Origin of the sequence: Massilia sp. CT11-137, assembly GCF_047302885.1 — a bacterium.
GTDB lineage: Bacteria > Pseudomonadota > Gammaproteobacteria > Burkholderiales > Burkholderiaceae_D > Telluria > Telluria orientalis.
The window spans coordinates 2,561,722-2,578,588 of the sequence record NZ_JBKYMP010000002.1 but is presented as its reverse complement, the minus strand read 5'-3'; the positions used below and the strand labels follow the sequence as shown (position 1 = coordinate 2,578,588).

At 69.3% G+C, this 16,867-nt stretch carries 15 protein-coding genes and 1 pseudogene; 8 read left to right on the top strand and 8 right to left on the bottom strand.

Translation table 11 applies throughout. From position 1 onward, the window contains the following. Window positions 1-63: 63 nt before the first annotated feature. Genes ACEN98_RS28220 through tssF form a run of 3 tightly spaced genes read right to left on the bottom strand, consistent with a single transcriptional unit; the run spans window position 64 to window position 5,356 of the window. The gene (locus ACEN98_RS28220) at window positions 64-2,469 is read right to left on the bottom strand and encodes a heavy metal translocating P-type ATPase (protein WP_413388190.1); all 2,406 of its coding nucleotides are present in this window, start codon (window positions 2,467-2,469) and stop codon (window positions 64-66) included. A 53-nt stretch (window positions 2,470-2,522) separates the two neighbouring features. Continuing rightward, on the bottom strand, window positions 2,523-3,524 hold the full coding sequence (tssG, locus tag ACEN98_RS28215) for a type VI secretion system baseplate subunit TssG (RefSeq protein WP_413388189.1): 1,002 nt from the start codon (window positions 3,522-3,524) through the stop codon (window positions 2,523-2,525). Then, entirely contained in the window at window positions 3,515-5,356 is a 1,842-nt protein-coding gene (tssF, locus tag ACEN98_RS28210) for a type VI secretion system baseplate subunit TssF (protein ID WP_413388188.1), read from the bottom strand. Before tssF ends, tssG begins: the two co-directional genes overlap by 10 nt. Window positions 5,357-5,454: 98 nt before the next feature. Here tssF and ACEN98_RS28205 point away from each other — a divergent pair, with 98 nt between their 5' ends. Further along, window positions 5,455-6,165: a glutathione S-transferase N-terminal domain-containing protein gene (locus ACEN98_RS28205; RefSeq protein ID WP_413388187.1), complete on the top strand. Its 711-nt coding sequence runs from the start codon at window positions 5,455-5,457 to the stop codon at window positions 6,163-6,165. A gap of 6 nt (window positions 6,166-6,171) precedes the next feature. Here ACEN98_RS28205 and ACEN98_RS28200 read toward each other — a convergent pair whose 3' ends face one another. After that, the gene (locus tag ACEN98_RS28200) at window positions 6,172-6,900 is read right to left on the bottom strand and encodes an SDR family oxidoreductase (protein WP_413388186.1); all 729 of its coding nucleotides are present in this window, start codon (window positions 6,898-6,900) and stop codon (window positions 6,172-6,174) included. Between ACEN98_RS28200 and ACEN98_RS28195 the strand changes: the two are divergent. Continuing rightward, window positions 6,891-7,073, top strand: a pseudogene (locus ACEN98_RS28195) (hypothetical protein); the annotation flags it as partial. The gene ACEN98_RS28200 and the pseudogene ACEN98_RS28195 sit on opposite strands and share 10 nt — an antisense overlap. Window positions 7,074-7,128: 55 nt before the next feature. Here the strand turns inward: ACEN98_RS28195 and ACEN98_RS28190 are convergent. Both ACEN98_RS28190 and ACEN98_RS28185 read right to left on the bottom strand, forming a co-directional pair. After that, window positions 7,129-7,821: a hydrolase gene (locus tag ACEN98_RS28190; protein WP_413388185.1), complete on the bottom strand. Its 693-nt coding sequence runs from the start codon at window positions 7,819-7,821 to the stop codon at window positions 7,129-7,131. 197 nt (window positions 7,822-8,018) lie between these two features. Then, window positions 8,019-8,351: an energy transducer TonB gene (locus tag ACEN98_RS28185; RefSeq protein ID WP_413388184.1), complete on the bottom strand. Its 333-nt coding sequence runs from the start codon at window positions 8,349-8,351 to the stop codon at window positions 8,019-8,021. A 234-nt stretch (window positions 8,352-8,585) separates the two neighbouring features. On the opposite strand from ACEN98_RS28185, the gene ACEN98_RS28180 reads away from it, so the two are divergent. The 3 genes from ACEN98_RS28180 to ACEN98_RS28170 are packed head-to-tail and all read left to right on the top strand — an operon-like array spanning window position 8,586 to window position 11,167. Further along, window positions 8,586-9,335, top strand: coding sequence for an SDR family oxidoreductase (locus tag ACEN98_RS28180; RefSeq protein WP_413388183.1), 750 nt, complete (start codon window positions 8,586-8,588; stop codon window positions 9,333-9,335). Between the two features lie 13 nt (window positions 9,336-9,348). After that, on the top strand, window positions 9,349-10,248 hold the full coding sequence (locus tag ACEN98_RS28175) for an SDR family NAD(P)-dependent oxidoreductase (protein WP_413388182.1): 900 nt from the start codon (window positions 9,349-9,351) through the stop codon (window positions 10,246-10,248). A gap of 31 nt (window positions 10,249-10,279) precedes the next feature. After that, window positions 10,280-11,167, top strand: a complete 888-nt coding sequence (locus ACEN98_RS28170; protein WP_413389106.1) for a LysR substrate-binding domain-containing protein — start codon at window positions 10,280-10,282, stop codon at window positions 11,165-11,167. Here the strand turns inward: ACEN98_RS28170 and ACEN98_RS28165 are convergent. Further along, window positions 11,158-11,832 carry a M24 family metallopeptidase gene (locus tag ACEN98_RS28165; RefSeq protein WP_413388181.1) on the bottom strand — a complete coding sequence of 225 codons (675 nt, stop codon included), beginning with the start codon at window positions 11,830-11,832 and terminating at the stop codon, window positions 11,158-11,160. The genes ACEN98_RS28170 and ACEN98_RS28165 overlap by 10 nt on opposite strands. Before the next feature lie 173 nt (window positions 11,833-12,005). Between ACEN98_RS28165 and ACEN98_RS28160 the strand changes: the two genes are divergently transcribed. From ACEN98_RS28160 to ACEN98_RS28150, 3 genes are all read left to right on the top strand, one after another. Beyond that, entirely contained in the window at window positions 12,006-12,977 is a 972-nt protein-coding gene (locus tag ACEN98_RS28160) for a GlxA family transcriptional regulator (RefSeq protein WP_413388180.1), read from the top strand. An 88-nt stretch (window positions 12,978-13,065) separates the two neighbouring features. Then, window positions 13,066-14,967: a putative bifunctional diguanylate cyclase/phosphodiesterase gene (locus ACEN98_RS28155; protein WP_413345166.1), complete on the top strand. Its 1,902-nt coding sequence runs from the start codon at window positions 13,066-13,068 to the stop codon at window positions 14,965-14,967. A gap of 190 nt (window positions 14,968-15,157) precedes the next feature. Then, on the top strand, window positions 15,158-15,715 hold the full coding sequence (locus ACEN98_RS28150; RefSeq protein WP_413388179.1) for a TetR/AcrR family transcriptional regulator: 558 nt from the start codon (window positions 15,158-15,160) through the stop codon (window positions 15,713-15,715). A 5-nt stretch (window positions 15,716-15,720) separates the two neighbouring features. Here ACEN98_RS28150 and ACEN98_RS28145 read toward each other — a convergent pair whose 3' ends face one another. After that, a complete protein-coding gene (locus ACEN98_RS28145; RefSeq protein WP_413388178.1) occupies window positions 15,721-16,785 on the bottom strand; it encodes an aldo/keto reductase in 1,065 nt (354 codons plus the stop codon). Window positions 16,786-16,867 lie beyond the last annotated feature (82 nt).

Genomic DNA, 16,867 nt, shown 5'->3' with positions numbered 1-16,867 from the left:
TCCGGGGCAACACGCAGGTCACGGTCCTCGTCGACGTCGCCCGGCGCGTGTACGTGGGGCTCGTCAAGCGCTTTTCGCGCTGACCGGATAGCCGGCCGCCACGATCGCCTCGGCGATCCTGTCGAGGTCCGCGGTGCTGTCGACCTTGACCTTCTTCGTGGGCAGGTCGACTTCGACTTTCGCATCCTTGTCGAGGGCCTGCACGGACTTCGTGACGCGGCCCACGCAGTGGCCGCAGCTCATGTCTTCGACGGTCAGTTCATACATCTTGTGTGCTCCTTGGGGTTGGGTTGGAATGGGTTCGGGTGCGGGCCGCGGCGCCGGCCGCCAGCGCCGCAGCAGCAGCGCGTTGGTCACGACGCTGACGGAACTCAGTGCCATCGCCGCGCCGGCCAGCACGGGGTTCAGCAGGCCCAAGGCCGCGACGGGGATGCCGACGACGTTGTAGACGAACGCCCACACGAGGTTCTGGCGGATCTTGCGCCACGTGCGGTCCGAGATGTCGATGGCGTCCGCGACGAGCAGCGGGTCGCCGCGCATCAGGGTCACGCCGGCCGTGTGCAGCGCGACGTCCGTGCCGCCGGCCATCGCGATGCCGACGTGGGCCGCCGCCAGCGCCGGCGCGTCGTTGATGCCGTCGCCCACCATGCCCACTGTACGTCCTTCCGCCATCAGGCCGCGCACGACGTCCGCCTTGTCCTGCGGCTGCACCTGCGCGACCCAGCGCGTCAGGCCGAGCGCCTGCGCGACGGCGCGCGCGCTGCCTTCGTTGTCGCCGCTGAGCATCATGCTGTCCACGCCGAGAGCGCGCAGGCGGGCGATGGCGGCGCGGCTCGTCGGTTTCAGGCTGTCGCCGAACGCGAGGGCGCCTTCCACGCCGATGCCGCCGCCCGCTTCACGCGCGAGCCACGACACGGTGCGGCCGTCCGCTTCGTGGCGTTCGGCCGCGGCCACCAATGCGGCAGCCGGGGAACCGGCGCCGATTTCGTCCAGCAACCGGCGGTTGCCGATCCAGACGGTTGCGCCGTCCACGCGGGCCCGCACGCCGCGGCCCGGCAATGCCGCCGCTTCCGTGGCGGCCGGCGTCGCCACGTCCTGCGCCGCCGCCAGCGCCGTCACGGCCCGCGCCAGCGGATGCGCACTGCCCTGCTGCACGGCCGCGGCCAGCGCCAGCAGCCGTTGCGGGTCGTCCCCTTCCAGCGCCACCACGCGGGGACGGCCTTCCGTCAGCGTGCCCGTCTTGTCGAACACGACCATCTGCAGGGCGTGCGCCGTCTCCAGCGCTGCCGCGTCCTTGATGAGGATCCCGTGGCGCGCGGCAGCGCCCGTGCCGACCATGATGCCGGTCGGCGTGGCGAGACCCAGCGCACACGGGCATGCGATCACCTGCACCGCGACGGCATTCAGCAATGCCTGCTGCCAGTCGCCCGTGGCGAAGCCCCAGGCCAGCAGCGTGACCAGGGAAACCAGCAGCACGACGGGCACGAACACGGCACTGACCTTGTCGACGAGGCGCTGGATCGGCGCCTTCGCGGCCTGCGCATCCTCGACCATGCAGATGATCCGGGCCAGCATGCTGTCCGCGCCGACCGCGGTCGCCTCGACGAGCAGCAGGCCTTCGCCGTTGACGGCGCCGCCCGTCACGCGGTCGCCCGCGCCCTTCGCCACGGGCAGGCTTTCGCCCGTCAGCAGCGCTTCGTCGAGGTGGCTCGCGCCTTCCACGACCTTGCCGTCGGCGGGCACGCGCTCGCCCGGCCGCACGACCATCAGGTCGCCGGCGCGCAGGGCGTCGAGTGCCATGACGGTGTCGCGGCCGTCGCGCCGGACGATGGCTTCCGAAGGCCGCAGCGCCTCGAGCGCGCGGATCGCCGCGACGGTCTGGTGCTTCGCCCGGCCTTCCAGCCATTTACCGAGTAGCACGAGCGTGATGACGACCGCGGCCGATTCGAAGTACAGGTGGCCGTGGCCGCCCGCATTCAGCAACTGCCAGAGCGACAGGAAATACGCGGCCGACGTGCCGATGGCCACGAGCAGGTCCATGTTGCCGGCGCCGGCCCGCAGCGCCTTCCAGCCCGCGCGGTAAAAGCGCGCGCCGAACCAGAACTGGACGGGCGTCGCCAGCAGCAATTGCAGCCAGCCGGGCGGCATCCAGTCGATGCCGAACGGCGCCAGCAGCATCGGCGCGATGAGGGGAAGGCTCAGCAACGCTGCCAGCGCCACGGGCCACCACGCCGGCAGGCCCGGCGCAGTTTCCGCCTTCGGAGTCCCGGTCGGCCGCGCCGTGTAGCCGGCCCGCTCGACGGCGGCCAGGATGGCCTGCAGGTCGAGCCCCTCGCCCTGCACGGCCGCGCGTTCCGTGGCCAGGTTGACGCTCGCGTCGCGCACGCCCGGCACGGCCTTGATCGCCTTTTCGACGCGCGCCACGCACGAGGCGCACGTCATTCCGCTGATGTCGATATCGATCGCCATGGGTATCCTCCTGTGATTGCCAGTACAGGATATGCCTTCCCACAATGGGAAGGTCAAGCGGATTGTAAAGCGGGCAGTGGATCCAGCGGGCGGAGTTCGTAACAGAGGTCGGCCCGGTCGGCCGCGGCGGGTACCGACAACAGGTAGCTGTCCAGGCCGAGCCGGCGCCCGGACGCGTCCAGCTGCGCCGGCCCCAGGTCGGCCTGGCGCAGCACGAGCACGATGTCGTAGGCAAGGGTCGGCACGCCGAACAGTCGCAGCAGGGTGCGCAGCGCGCCGGCGCCCGGGGCGCCGGGCAGGAAGTGATCGTAGCGGGCACGGTCGAGGGGGCCGATGCGCACGCGCACGCGCAGGTCCGGCCGCCAGCTGCGTTCCCCCAGCAGTGCGCGGCGGCCGAGCAGCGCGTTGGTGCCGACGATCGTCTGCTCGCCCGGGGCCAGCGGGTCCCAGTGGCCGATGCCCTCCTGTACCCGCACGGCCACGCCGAAATGGCTGGACAGCACCCGGCCCAGCACGGCCCCCGACACGGGCCGCCGGCGCAGCAGGCCGGCGAACGCGGCCAGCGCGGTGTCGGGCACGCCGTCGTGTGCGAACACGCCGCCGCCGGGCACGCCGGCCAGCGCCAGCAACAGCGGGAGGAACGCGTCGCGCGGGGCGGCCACCAGGTGCTCGACGCGGTATTTCTGCCACGCGCGGTACCACAGCGCGAGCATGCGCGTGCTGAACATGTCGAGGAACGCGCGGGCCGCCTGCGCGTCCTGTCCGTCCTGCGGCAGCGCGAGCAGGCGTTCCGTCACGTGCAGCGGCAGCGCCCCGTGCGCGCCCAGCAGGCCCATGAAACTCGGCGTGAGGCGGTAGCCGTCGGGGTCCGCCGCGGCGGCCTCGATCTGGCTGGGCGGGAACGCCAGCGCGAGACTGTTCGCGAAGCGCAGGTGGCGGGCCAGCGCGCGCCGTTCGGGGATGCCGCGCGCGCCGAGCGCCAGCAGCAGCAGGCGCACGGCCTGGACGAAGTCGAAGCGCTGGGGCTCGGCCAGCAGGCGGGCGATCAGGTCCATCCGCCGCTGCTCGTGCGTGGAGAGCAGGCGATGATTTCGCGGCCGGTCTGTTGCGACACGACTTCCAGCCGCGTGAAGCAGTTCAGGTGGCCGTTCAGCGCGAAGTACTGGTCGAGCACCTGCACGAACGGATACAGGCCCGTGCCCGCGAACGCTTCCTCGTCGACGGTGAGGCGGATGCCGATGCCCGGCATCAGGCTCGCGACCGGCGCCGCACCCACCCACGCGCGCACCGTGCCGTGTTCGAGCCCCACGATGCCCGCGATCTGGCGCTGGGCGACCGGGGACCGCGGCAAATCGTACAGCGCCAGCATTTTCTGGAAATCGGCGAGACCGGCCATCGTCAGGCCCGCGTGGTTCAGCGCCAGGTGGGCGATCAGGCGCCAGTGCGACCCGCGCGTGCCGCCGAAGCGCCGGCCTCGTGTCGGTTTCCTCAGCATGCGGATGGGCGCCAGCGTGGACAGTTCGTCGCAGCGCAAGTCTCCCTGCGGCTGGCCGTAAGGCAGGCGTGACGGCACGTCGCGGTTACTGCACGTCAGGTCCGTGGACAGGGTGGCGCCGGCCGCGTCCAGCGGATGGAAATCGGCGTCGACGAGGGCGATGCGCATCTCGTGGCCGGGGCTGACGGCTGCCGTCGCGTAATCGCGCCGCGCGATCCAGTAGTGCGCGCGGTGCGACGCTTCGCCGCCCGCCCTGCCCTCGTCGCCGGGCGCGTAGAGGGGATCGAAACGGGTGACCGTGCCTGTCCCTTCGCGCACGAGCCGCACGGCGTCCACGCTGTGGATCTCGTACGCGCCCGCGTGCGCGCCGTCGGCCAGCAGCGGATAGTCGGCGCTCGTGTACGCAAGCTGCACGGGCGCGCCGGCCTTCGGAAACAGGTTGACGACGGGCGTGCAGCCAGGCAGCAGGTTGCGCGCGTCCAGGCCGGCCAGCAGGCGGGCGGCATCGGAATCGGGGGCGATGGCGGACAGCGCGAGGTGCAGCGTGAACCGGCGGCAGCGCGGCGGCAGCATGCCGGCCAGCGCCGCGAGGTCGACGTCGATGAAATTGAATTTTTCCGGATAACAGAAATACTCGGTCAGCAGGCGCGGCGCCGGGTGCGAGCGGGCGGGATACGGCAGCATGGCATCGGCGTCCGCGAGGCCGGCCAGGCGCAGCGGGACGCGCGGCAGCGGCAGCCAGCCCTTGTCGCCTTCCGGCTGCACCCAGGCGGCGGCGCAGCGCAGGAACAGCGCGTCGATCAGCGCGGCGCGGGTCGACGCCTCGCCGTCCGCGAACAGGCGCCACGTCGGCGGGAGGCGGCCGACGTCGCCGCGGGTCGCCGCGATCGTCAGGCTGATGCCGCAGCCGGCCCCGCGCGGTGCGCGCGCGGTGCGCGGCGCGTCGAGCAGCGGCACGAACGCGAGGCGCGCGACGGCGAGCGGCGCCAGCAGCACGTCGTAAACGGTGCGGAACAGGCACGGCGTGTCGGTGCCCGCGCTCGAGCGCAGCATGGTCCCGCGCGGCAGCACGGACGGGGTGTCCGGCACTTCGGCCGGCCCGCGCTGTCCTACCTGGACGATGGAATACGACGGCAGCGGCCGCAGGTAGTGCGGGTACAGGCTGTCGAGCAGCGCTTCCGTGAACTTGGGGTAGTCGTCGTCGAGGCGCTTGTGGATGCGGGCGGACAGCAGCGCAACGGACTGGATGAGCCGGGCGACGCCGGGATCGTCCCACGTCTCGCCGGCCACGTGCAGGTCGCTGGCGGGCTTGGGATAGCGGGCGCGGAATTCGCGCGCGAACTGGCCGAACAATCCCAGCTCTTCCTCGTAATAGCGCAGCAGGTCGTCCATGGCTCCCCGTCGTTGCCCAAGACCAAGATGTATGCTCCCACCCGGCGAAAAACCGTACCTTGAGTACAATCAACGCTCTCAACCCGAAGGAGACCGCCGTGACCGACCTGAACGACTTCCTCATCACGCAGAGATGGCCCGCGCAGCACCCCGACCGCCTGCAGCTGTATTCGCTGCCCACGCCGAACGGCGTCAAGGTGGCGATCATGCTCGAAGAAATCGGCCTGCCCTACGAGGTGCACCGCGTCGCGTTCGACAAGAACGAGCAGACGTCGCCGGAATTCATGTCGCTGAACCCGAACAACAAGATCCCCGCGATCATCGACCCCAACGGCCCGGGCGGCAAGCCGCTGCCGCTGTGGGAATCGGGCGCGATCCTGCTGTACCTGGCCGAGAAGACGGGCAAGCTGATCCCGGCCGATCCGGCGCTGCGCTACCAGACCATCCAGTGGCTGATGTTCCAGATGGGCGGCATCGGCCCGATGTTCGGCCAGCTGGGCTTCTTCCACAAGTTCGCCGGCCGCGAGTACGAGGACAAGCGCCCGCGCGACCGCTACGTGCACGAAGCCAAGCGCCTGCTCGGCGTGCTGGACGGCCACCTGAAGGGCCGCGCCTGGATCATGGGCGACGAGTACACGATCGCCGACGTCGCTTGCTTCCCGTGGGTGAACAACCTGGTCGGCTTCTACGACGCGGCCGAGATCGTCGGCTTCGACCGCTTTCCGGAAGTGGGCCGCGTGCTGGAAGCGTTCCGCGCGCGCCCCGCCGTCATCGAAGGGCTGCAGATCCCGCGCGCTCCCGCGGCCTGAAGGTGCTCAACTGAGCATCCGCAGGTCGGCGATGACCTCGGCGCCGAACCCGGCGCCGAGCAGGTAGTCGACCAGCCGTTCGGCGCATTCGTCCGGCTCCACGAGCGCGCCGGTCTCCTTCATGTCGACGAAGCGTTTGCGCATGGGGAAGCGGTCTTCCGTCGTGGCGCGGATCTCGGCCTGCATGTCCGTGTCGATGACGCCGGGCGCGAGGCTGCAGATGCGCACGCCGCGTTCGCAGTCGAGGGCGACGGCGCGCGCGTGGTGGTCGAGGGCGGCCTTGGTGGCGCAGTAGACGCTCCAGCCCGGGTACGCGTTGCGGCCGGCGCCGCTGGAAATGTGCAGGATGCGCCGTTGCGCCCCGCCGCTGGCGCGCACGACGGCGGCGGCGAGCGCCATCGGCGCGGCCACGTTCAACTGCACGGCGCGCAGCACGGCTTGCGGGTCCTGCGCGTCGAGCGGGCCGACGGGGCTCACCATCCCCGCATTATTCAGCAGCAGGACGGCGCCGGTGCCGTCCAGGTAATCGCCCAGCATGCCGTCCGCGAGCCAGCGCGACAGCGCGACGCTGTCGGCCAGGTCCAGTTCGACCTCCTCGAACAGGTCGGGATACGCGTCGACCAGTTCGGCCGAACGGGTGCGCGCCAGGCCGAGGACGGGTACCCCGCGCGCCAGCAGATTGGCGGCGAGCGCGGCGCCGAGGCCCCTCGTGTGGCCGGTGACGATTGCTTTCATGGGAGTCTCCTGGGGCGGGTGAATCAAATGTTAACCCAAGGACGTCCTACCGCCAATCGTGCGCACCTATACGAACGTGTGAGCGAACGTATGAGCGAACCGGCCACTGGGTGTGGGCGCAGTCGCGCGGCAAGGTCGTCGAGCGCGGAACGGACGGCCAGCCCGTCCGCATGGTCGGCACGATGGTTTTCATGATCGTTCTCTTTCCAGGCGTTTCGGACCTGAAGCTCAGCGTACGGGTGCCGCAACCGGGGCCAGCACCGGGTTGTCGCCCTGGTTGCGCGCCGGTGCCTGGTGCACCATCGTGTAGGCGTAGTCGACGCCCATGCCGTACGCGCCCGAGTGTTCGGTGACGATCTTCATCACGGCATCGTAGGTGTCGCGGTGCGCCCAGTCGCGCTGCCATTCGAGCAGCACCTGCTGCCACGTCACGGGCACGACGCCGGCCTGCACCATGCGCTGCATCGCGAAGTCGTGCGCGTCCTTCGACGTGCCGCCCGACGCATCGGCCACCATGTAGATCTCGTAGCCGCCTTCCAGCATCGCGGACAGCGCGAAGGTCGTGTTGCACACTTCCGTCCACAGGCCGGCGACGATGATCTTCCTGCGGCCGTTGGCGGCCAGGGCATCGCGCACCTTCTGGTCGTCCCAGGAATTCATCGACGTCCGTTCGAGAATCTCCTTGCCCGGGAAGACATCCAGGATCTCGGGATAGGTCTTGCCGGAGAAGGAATCGCTTTCGACGGTGGTGATCACGGTCGGGATGTCGAACGCCTTCGCCGCCTTGGCCAGGCCGACCACGTTGTTCTTCAGGGTCTGGCGGTCGATCGACTGCACGCCGAACGCCATCTGCGGCTGGTGGTCGATGATGATCAGTTGCGAGTTGTGCGGGGTCAGGACTTCCAGTTTGGCGTTGCTCATGATGTTCTCCAGTGTTATCGGTTGGGGTTCGATATTGCATCGAACGTTTCGAAGATGTTCTCTTCGTTGTTCGCTGCGATGGAGACATTATGCGCGGTGGCCCGGCATTAAAAAAACGAGAAAATTGCCAAGCTTTTATCGAATTTTTCGAACGTTGGTTGAGCCGCCTGCGACCGATGCCGGCGGCCCGATCCGGATCAATCGTTGATCCACTTGTATTGCACGGTGGACCAGCTCGGCTCGCCGTCCTTGCCGGCGACACCGAACTTGCACGTATAGCTGGCACGCAGCGAGGCCCGGTCCAGCGCGCGGTGGCCGCTGGACTCGACGACCTTCGCCCGCTTGACCGAACCGTCAGGGTCCACGAGCACGGCCAGGCGGACGGTGCCCTGGAGGTATTCGTCTTTCAGGTCCGACGTGAAGGCCGGCGTGCTGCAGGTAGCGGGTCTCAGGCGCGCAGCCGGTTCGGCGGCGTGGGCGTTCAACGAGAGGACGGATGCGAGAGCAACAACGTGACGTTTACCGATCATGATCAGCTCCAGTGGTTGGGTTCGAATAGCGAGACTGCGAATCCAATTTACTGCGCTGCAGCATGCTTGAAAAATTTATTGTTCGAATGGCAGTTATGCACCGTCCGGTTATATCGGCGATAAACACGCCAGATTGTTATTCAAGATGGAATTCTGAAGGCAAACTTTGCTAGATTATCTTTGCATCAAAATCAATCATCATGACTTCACGCTCAACCAATTAAGGAGGTCACGATGAACACCCAAGCCCAACACCCCCCCCGCGTCGCCCTGGTCACCGGCGCCTCGCGCGGCATCGGCGCCGCCGTTGCGAAACGTCTCGCCGAAGACGGGTTCGCCATCGCCGTCAACTATGCCGGCAACGAGGCGGCTGCCAACGCCACCGTCGCCGCCATCGAAGCGGCAGGCGGCCGTGCCATCGCCGTGCGCGCCGACGTCGCCAAGGTCGACGACGTGAAAGCGATGTTCGCGGCGATCGAGGAAAAGCTCGGCCCCGTGGACATCCTCGTCAACAACGCCGGCATCCTGCCGTACGTGACGATCGCCGAGACGACCGACGAGCAGTTCGAGCGCACGATGGCCATCAACGTCACCGGCACCTTCAACACGATGCGCGAAGCGGCCACGCGCCTGAACGAAGGCGGACGCATCGTCAATTTCTCGACCAGCGTGCTGCACATGGCGCCGCCGACCTATGGCGTGTACGTCGCCACGAAAGGCGCGGTGGAAGCGCTGACCCGCGTGTTCGCGAAAGAGCTGCGCGGCCGCGGCATCACGTGCAACGCCGTGGCGCCGGGCCCCGTCGCGACGGAGCTGTTCCTGACCGGGAAGTCGGATGAGCTGGTCCAGCAGATCGCGAACTCGGCGCCGCTGGGTCGCCTGGGCCAGCCGGAGGACATCGCCGGCGTCGTGTCCTTCCTGGTCGGTCCGGACGGCGGCTGGGTCAACGGCCAGGTCCTGCGCGCCAACGGCGGCATGGCCTGAGGAGATCGCAACCATGGACCAGGCAGTCATCCTCATCACGGGCGCCGGCAGCGGCATCGGCAAACTCTCGGCACAGGCGCTGGCCCGCGCCGGCCACACGGTCTACGCGTCGATGCGCGACGTCGCAGGACGCAACGCGCCCCGCGCCGCCGCAGCGCGCGACTGGGCGCGGCAGCACGGCGCCGACCTGCGGCCGCTCGAACTGGACGTGCTGTCCCAAGCCTCGTGCGACGCGGCCGTCGCGGCGGTCGTCGCGGAACAGGGCCGGCTGGACGTCGTCGTGCAGAACGCGGGCCACCTGGTCGTCGGCCCCACCGAAGCCTTCACGGCCGAGGAAGTGGCCAAGGTGCTGGACACGAACTTCCTCGGCGCCCAGCGCGTATTGCGCGCGGCCCTGCCCCAGCTGCGCGCCCAGGCATCCGGCCTGCTGCTGTGGATCTCGAGCACGACGACGAAGGGCGGCTTCCCGCCTTTCCTCGGCCCGTACGGCGCGGCGAAGGCGGCGCTGGATTCGCTCGCGGTGTCGCTGTCGTACGAAATCTCGCGCTTCGGCATCGAGACCGCGATCATGGTCCCCGGCGCGTTCACCCGCGGCACGGAGCACTTCCCCAGCGCCGGCAAGCCGGCGGACGCCGCACGGATCGCCGCGTATGCCCGCTACGACGGGGTGCTGGACCAGGTGGGCGAACGCCTCGACGCGTTGACGCCGCCGGGGGCCGATCCGCAGGCCGTGGCCGATGAACTGGTGCGCATCGTCGGACTGCCGCGTGGCCGGCGGCCGTTCCGCACGGTGGTCGACTTCGTCGGCGACGGCGCGCGCGAGGTGCTCGAGGTGGCGGAGGCCGTGCGCGTGGACTTCGCCCGCCGCATCGGCATCGCCGACCTGCTGGTGCCAGCCGCGCCGACCGTATAATCGCAGAGGGAGGTGGCGCATGTCGACGCAGATGGACCGGTTTCAGGAAATGCAGATTTTCGTGCGCATCGTGGAGCGCCGCAGCTTCACGCAGGCCGCCGAGGACCTCCTGATCCCGCGCGCCACCGCGACCAACGCGATCAAGCGGCTGGAAAACCGCCTCGGCACGCGCCTGCTGGAACGGACGACGCGCGCCGTCGCGCCCACGCAGGACGGCGCCGCTTACTACGAACGGTGCGTGCGCCTGCTGGCCGACCTCGACGAAGCGGAAGACGCGTTCCGCGGCAGCGAGCCCGCGGGCCTGCTCCGGGTGAACCTGCAGCCGACGCTGGCCCGCTACTTCGTCTTTCCCGCGCTATCGGGATTCCTCGCGCGCTACCCGCGCATCCAGCTGCACGTGGGGGAGGACGACCGCCTCGTCGATCTCGTGCGCGAAGGCGTCGACTGCGTGCTGCGCGCGGGCCAGCTGCACGATTCGTCGATGGTGGCACGGCGCGCGGCCGACATCGAGCAGGTGACGGTCGCGAGTCCCGCCTACCTCGACCGCTTCGGCACGCCGGCCGCGCTGGCGGACCTCGTGCATCACCAGGCCGTGCACTACGTGTCGACGGCGACGGGCCGGCCATATCCGCTGGAATTCATGACGGACGCGGGCCTAAAGCTGGCGACGCCGCCCGGAATCGTCTCCGTCACCGGCACCGAAGCCTACACGGCGGCCGCGCTCGCGGGCCTCGGCCTCGTGCAGGTGCCGCGCTACCGCATCGCCGGGCAGCTCGCGGACGGCCGTCTCGTCGAGGTGCTGGCGGACGTGCCGCCGCCCACCATCCCCGTCTCCGTGATGTATCCGCACGCGCGCCAGCTGTCGGCCCGCGTGCGCGTGTTCGCCGACTTCCTCGTGCAGTGCCTCCGTCAGACGTAGTCCGCGTCGTCCAGCAGCATGTCCTCGAAAAACGCGCCGAAGCGGCGCCGCGGATCGAGCAAGTGGATCTCGAGGATCCAGCGCATGTCCGATGGCGCATGGTCGTAATCGGCCAGTGCGCCCGTGTGCAGCGCCGCGTGCGGGAAGTCGGAGACGCGGTGGCCCGGCAGGTCCGGATCGAGGTCCCAGCCCAGGTCGCGCGCACGCCGGTCCGCGAACTCGTACAGCTTCCTGCCGCTCCAGTCCTGCGTCTTCCACGCCTGGCGCACCTCATGGAACAGGCGCTCGGCGTCGGCGGCGCAGCGCGCATATCCGGGCACGTCGCCCACCGTGAACGTGGCGCCGCCATCGCCTTCCCAATGCTCCACGCGCGGCGCGATGTCGATGAAGAAGATGTCGTGCTCGCCCAGCACGATGCCGGGTGTCGACGCGCGCTTCATCGGCAGGATCGTGTTGGCGCCGAAGCGCACGCGCACCGGGTGCCAGCTGAGGGTGTGGCCCCGCGTGGCGATGACGTCGCGCGCCATGGCCACGGCGTCTTCTTCCACCATGCCGGGCCGGATGCGCCGCGCGATCGCGGCGATGGCCTTGCGGGTCTCACGACGTGCGCGCAGCATGCCGTCGACGGAAAATGCGGGGCCCACGCGTTCTGCGGTATTGTCCATTGTCGTCCTTTCGTGTGTTGGGGATGACGCCATTCTGGCGCCTGGCCGCGCGCCGACGCCGGCAGCGTGCACCGGTTTCCCGCCACGGTGCGCGCATTTCCCGCCACGCCCCGCCGCGGCCACGCACGCGCGGCTATAGTGATGGCGTGCTTGTCGATCCCAGGAGCCCGCGCTTGCCCACCATCGCCATCCTCGCCTTCCCCGGCGTGCAGTCGCTCGACGTCACGGGTCCGCTCGACGTGTTCGCGGAAGCCAACCGTTTTCTCGCGCCGCGCGACCATTACCGCATGCGCGTGCTCGGCACGGTGGACGGCCCCGTCGCGTGCTCGAACGGGATGCTGCTGCAACCGCACGCGCGCTACGACGAAGACGACGCCGCACCCGACCTGCTGCTGGTCCCCGGCGGCCCGGACCTGCCGCGCCGGCCGGCCGATACCGCGCTCGCCGCGTGGCTGCACACGATGAGCACCCGCTGCGCCCGCATCGCGTCCGTCTGCAACGGCGCGTTCCTGCTCGCGCACGCGGGCCTGCTGGACGGCCGCCGCGCCACCACGCACTGGAACGACGTCGCGCTGCTGGCCGCGCGCTTTCCGCGGGTGGCCGTCCAGCCGGACCGCATCTTCGTGCGCGACGGTCCGGTCTATACGTCGGCCGGCGTCACGGCGGGCGTCGACCTCGCGCTACACTTGGTCTACGAAGACCACGGCGCGGACGTATCGCTGAACGTGGCCAAGCGCCTCGTCGTGTTTACCCAGCGCAGCGGCGGGCAATCGCAGTTCAGTCCTTACCTGACGCCGTACGTGGGCGACGATTCCGTGCTGCGCACCGTCCAGGACCACGTGCTCGCCCACCTCGACGCGCCGCTGACGGTGGCCGACCTCGCGCGGGTGGCGGCGCTGAGCGAGCGCCACTTCGCGCGCCAGTTCGCGCGCGCGGCCGGGGTCACGCCGGCGGAATTCGTCGAGCGGGCGCGCGTGGACGCGGCCAGGGCCCTGCTCGAACGCTCCGACCAGCCCCTCAAGACGGTCGCGCACCGCTGCGGGTTCGGCTCGGCGGCGCGGATGCGCGCGGCGTTCCTGCGCCACCTGGGCGTCAGCGCGCTCGATTATCGCCAGCATTTCGGCGCGTTCCGCCAGCGTGATTAATTCCTGGCTGCAACGCCATGCCAAGCTCGTGCCTCCGCTTCGCCGGTCGTGGCAGAATGTGTCTCAACGAAACTCCTCATGACACGACATGCAGACTCCATCGATACCGCTCGACGAAGCGCGCCGGTTGACGGCGCTGCACGCCACCCGCCTCCTCCACAGCGCCCCCGAGGACGCGTTCGACCGCATCACGCGCATGGCGAGCCGGCTGCTGAAGATGCCGATCGCGCTGGTCTCGCTGGTCGCCGAGGAAGACCAGTGGTTCAAGTCGCGCTGCGGCATCGACATGACCGGCACCCGCCGCGAGATCTCGTTCTGCGGCCACGCGATCCTCGACCACGAGCCGCTGATCGTCCCGGACGCGACGCAGGATGCGCGCTTCGCCGACAACCCGATGGTCGTCAATCCGCCGCACGTGCGCTTTTATGCGGGCGTGCAGCTGTACTCGATCGACCGGATGCCGCTGGGGACCCTGTGCGTCCTGGACCGCGTGCCGCGCACGCTGAACGAGGAGGAACTGGACATCCTGCGCGACCTCGCGCGCATGACGGAACAGCTGATCCACTTCCGCCAGCTGGCGACCGCGGCGCAGTCGCTGCACTCGCACGTCTACGTCGACAATGCGAATCCCGACCTCGCGGCGGCCGCGGGCCAGGTTGAATTCCTGCTCACGCACGACGTGCTGACGGGCCTCGCGAACCGCCAGGTGCTCGTGCGGACGATCGGCCAGAACCTGGACAAATGGAAGAGCGACGGCCTGCACACGCTGGTCGCGACGATCAACATCGACAAGTTCAAGCGCCTCAACGAGCTGCTGGGCCACCATGAAGGCGACAAGGCGCTCGTCGCCATCACGTGGAGCCTGCAGAACCTGCTGCGGCCGGGCGACATGCTGGCGCGCGCCGGGAGCGACGAATTCGTCGTGCTGCTGCCGGGCCTCGGCGACGACAGCGTCGCGCGCGACCGCCTGCGCCAGCTGCTGCAGGCCGCCACGCGCGAATTCAAGACGCCGGGCGGCGCGATCCCCCTCACGTGCAGCATCGGCTATGCGATCTTCCCCGAGGACGGCACCGACGGCGACCTCCTGCTGAACAACGCGACGATGGCCGTGCGCCGCGCCAAGGTGCTGGGCGGGGGCCAGATCCAACGCTATTCGGAAGAACTGAACCAGGCATTGCAGCGCAAGCTCACGCTGGAAAACCAGTTGCGCCATGCGATCGAGCGCGGCGAACTGTATTTGAACTATCAACCCAAGACGGACCTGCACAGCGGCGGCGTCGCCGGCCTGGAAGTGCTCGTGCGCTGGAAGCATCCCGAGCACGGCAGCATCTCCCCGGCCGAATTCATCCCGATCGCCGAGGATTCCGGCCTCGTCGTGCCGATCGGCGAATGGATCCTGCGCACGGCCGTGGCCCAGCGCCGCGCGTGGACCGATGCCGGCGTGCCCGACGTGCCGGTGGCCGTCAACCTGTCCGGCAAGCAGTTCCTGGGCACGGACGTCGTGGCGCTAGTCGGCGCCGTCCTCCGTGAATCGGGCCTGCCTCCGCGCCTGCTGGAGCTGGAACTCACGGAAAGCATTTCGATGGACGACCCGGTCCGCACCGCGGACCTGATGCGCCAGCTGCGCGAACTGGGCACCACGCTCAGCATCGACGATTTCGGCACCGGCTATTCGAGCCTCAGCTACCTCAAGCGCCTGCCCGTCGACAAGCTGAAGGTCGACCGCTCGTTCGTCCTCGACGTGCACCAGAGTGCCGAATCGCTGGCGATGGTGAAGGCGATCATCGCCATGGCGCACACGCTGCGCCTGGAAGTCATCGCCGAGGGCGTCGAGAACGATGGGCAGCTGGCCGCCCTGCGCAGCGCAGGCTGCGACCAGATCCAGGGCGATTACTTCAGCAAGCCGCTCGACGCCGACGCCTGCGCCGAGTACCTGCGCAAGCACGGGGCCGCCACCAAGGCGCTGCCGGCCGCGGCCGCGTCGCACTAAGCAGTAAAGACGGCCTCGCGCAACACGATTCCGGCAAATTCATGGCCGGAATTGTGGAATCCCTCATTAAGGCTTACAATGGTGACACGGAGCGTTGCCTAAATTCATGAGGCACATCCGTCGCTCAACGGGTCCGTCGCTTTCGGCCGCACGGACCGCATCCGAATCATTGCAAACCAATCCCATAACTATGCGTTACTCGAGTAACCATAAGGCCGAAACGCGCCAGCGCATCATCGGCGAAGCGTCGCGCCGCTTCCGCAAGGACGGCATCGAAGGCACGGGCCTCGTGCCGCTGATGAAGGCGCTCGGCCTGACCCACGGCGGCTTCTACGCCCATTTCGAATCCAAGGACGCGCTCGTGCAGGCTTCGCTGGAGGCCGCCGTCCAGCAGACGCTGGAACGCTGGCTGCCGTCGGCGGACGCCGCGCCGCGCGCGGTCATCGACCATTACCTGTCGGCGGAACACCGCGACGAACCGGGCGAAGGCTGCCCGCTCCCCACGCTGGCCGCGGAACTGGGCCTGCGCGGCCAGCCCAGCGCAACGGCCGACGCCATGGTGGCGCGCATGACGGCGCTGCTGGCCGAGTGCCGTTTGGCGCCCGCCGCCGGCGACGAGGGCATCGTCGCCCTCGCCGCGATGGTCGGGGCGCTGACGCTCGCGCGCGCCGTGTCGGACGGCACCGCGTCGGACGCCATCCTCACGGCCGTGCGCGGCGCCATGCAACCGGCCGAACCGGAGGCTTGATCCCGTCACCGGCCGCGCCGTTCCACTGCCGCGTCGCCGAACACGAGCTGCTGCACGAGCGGCCGTTCGGTAAAGCGCTGCGGGAAGATGGGCGCCGGCCGGCTGGCCGCATTTAGGCGCGTCACGTGGTCCGGATCCAGTTTCACGTCCAGCGCGCCCAGGTTGTCCTGGGCCTGCGCGAGCGTGCGCGCGCCGATGACGGGCGCCGTGACGGCCGGATGCAGCAAGGTCCACGCGAGCGCCACCTGCGCCGCGCTGGCGCCGGTCGCGCGCGCGACGGCCTTCACTTCCTCCGCGATGCGCAGCGACGCCTCGTTCAACAACCCGGTCGACGCGATCACGCCCTTGCGCGTGTCCGCCACGCCGGCCGCGTCGTTCGTGGCGAGGTCGGACGCCCCGTACTTGCCGCTCAGGAGACCGCCGCCCAGCGGCGACCATGGCATCACGCCGAGTCCCAGCGCGCGCGCCATCGGCATCAGTTCGTGTTCGACGCTGCGCTCGACGAGGCTGTATTCGATCTGCAGCGCGACGAACGGTGACCAGCCGCGCAGGTCGGCGATCGTCTGCAACTGCGCCACGCGCCACGCGGGCGTGTTGCAGATGCCCAAGTACAGCACCTTGCCGGCGCGCACCAGGTCGTCGAGGGCGCGCAGGACTTCGTCGGGCGGCGTCGTATCGTCCCAGGCGTGCAGGTGCAGCAGTTCGATGCGGTCGGTGCCGAGCTGGCGCAGGCTCTGCTCGACGGAGCGCACGAGATTCATGCGGTGGTTGCCGCCCGAATTCGGATCGCCTGGAGCGCGCGCCATCGTGAACTTGGTCGACAGGACGATGCGGTCGCGCCGCCCTTCCATCAGCTTGCCGAGGATGCGCTCGGACGCGCCGTTCGTGTAGTTGACGGCCGTGTCGACGAAATTGCCGCCGCGGTCGACGTAGGCGTCGAAGATGTTCCGGGCCTCGGCTTCGTCGGCGCCCCAGCCCCAGTCCTGGCCGAAGGTCATCGTGCCGAGCGCCAGCGGCGAGACGCGCAGGCCGGAGCGGCCCAGCAGGCGGTATTGATCGAGTGCGGTCATGGTGATCTCCTGTGCGGTTGAAAGTGGGCACAGTGTCGGGCCGCACAGCCGATCGGCGGTAGCGCAAACGTCGCACAAGCTT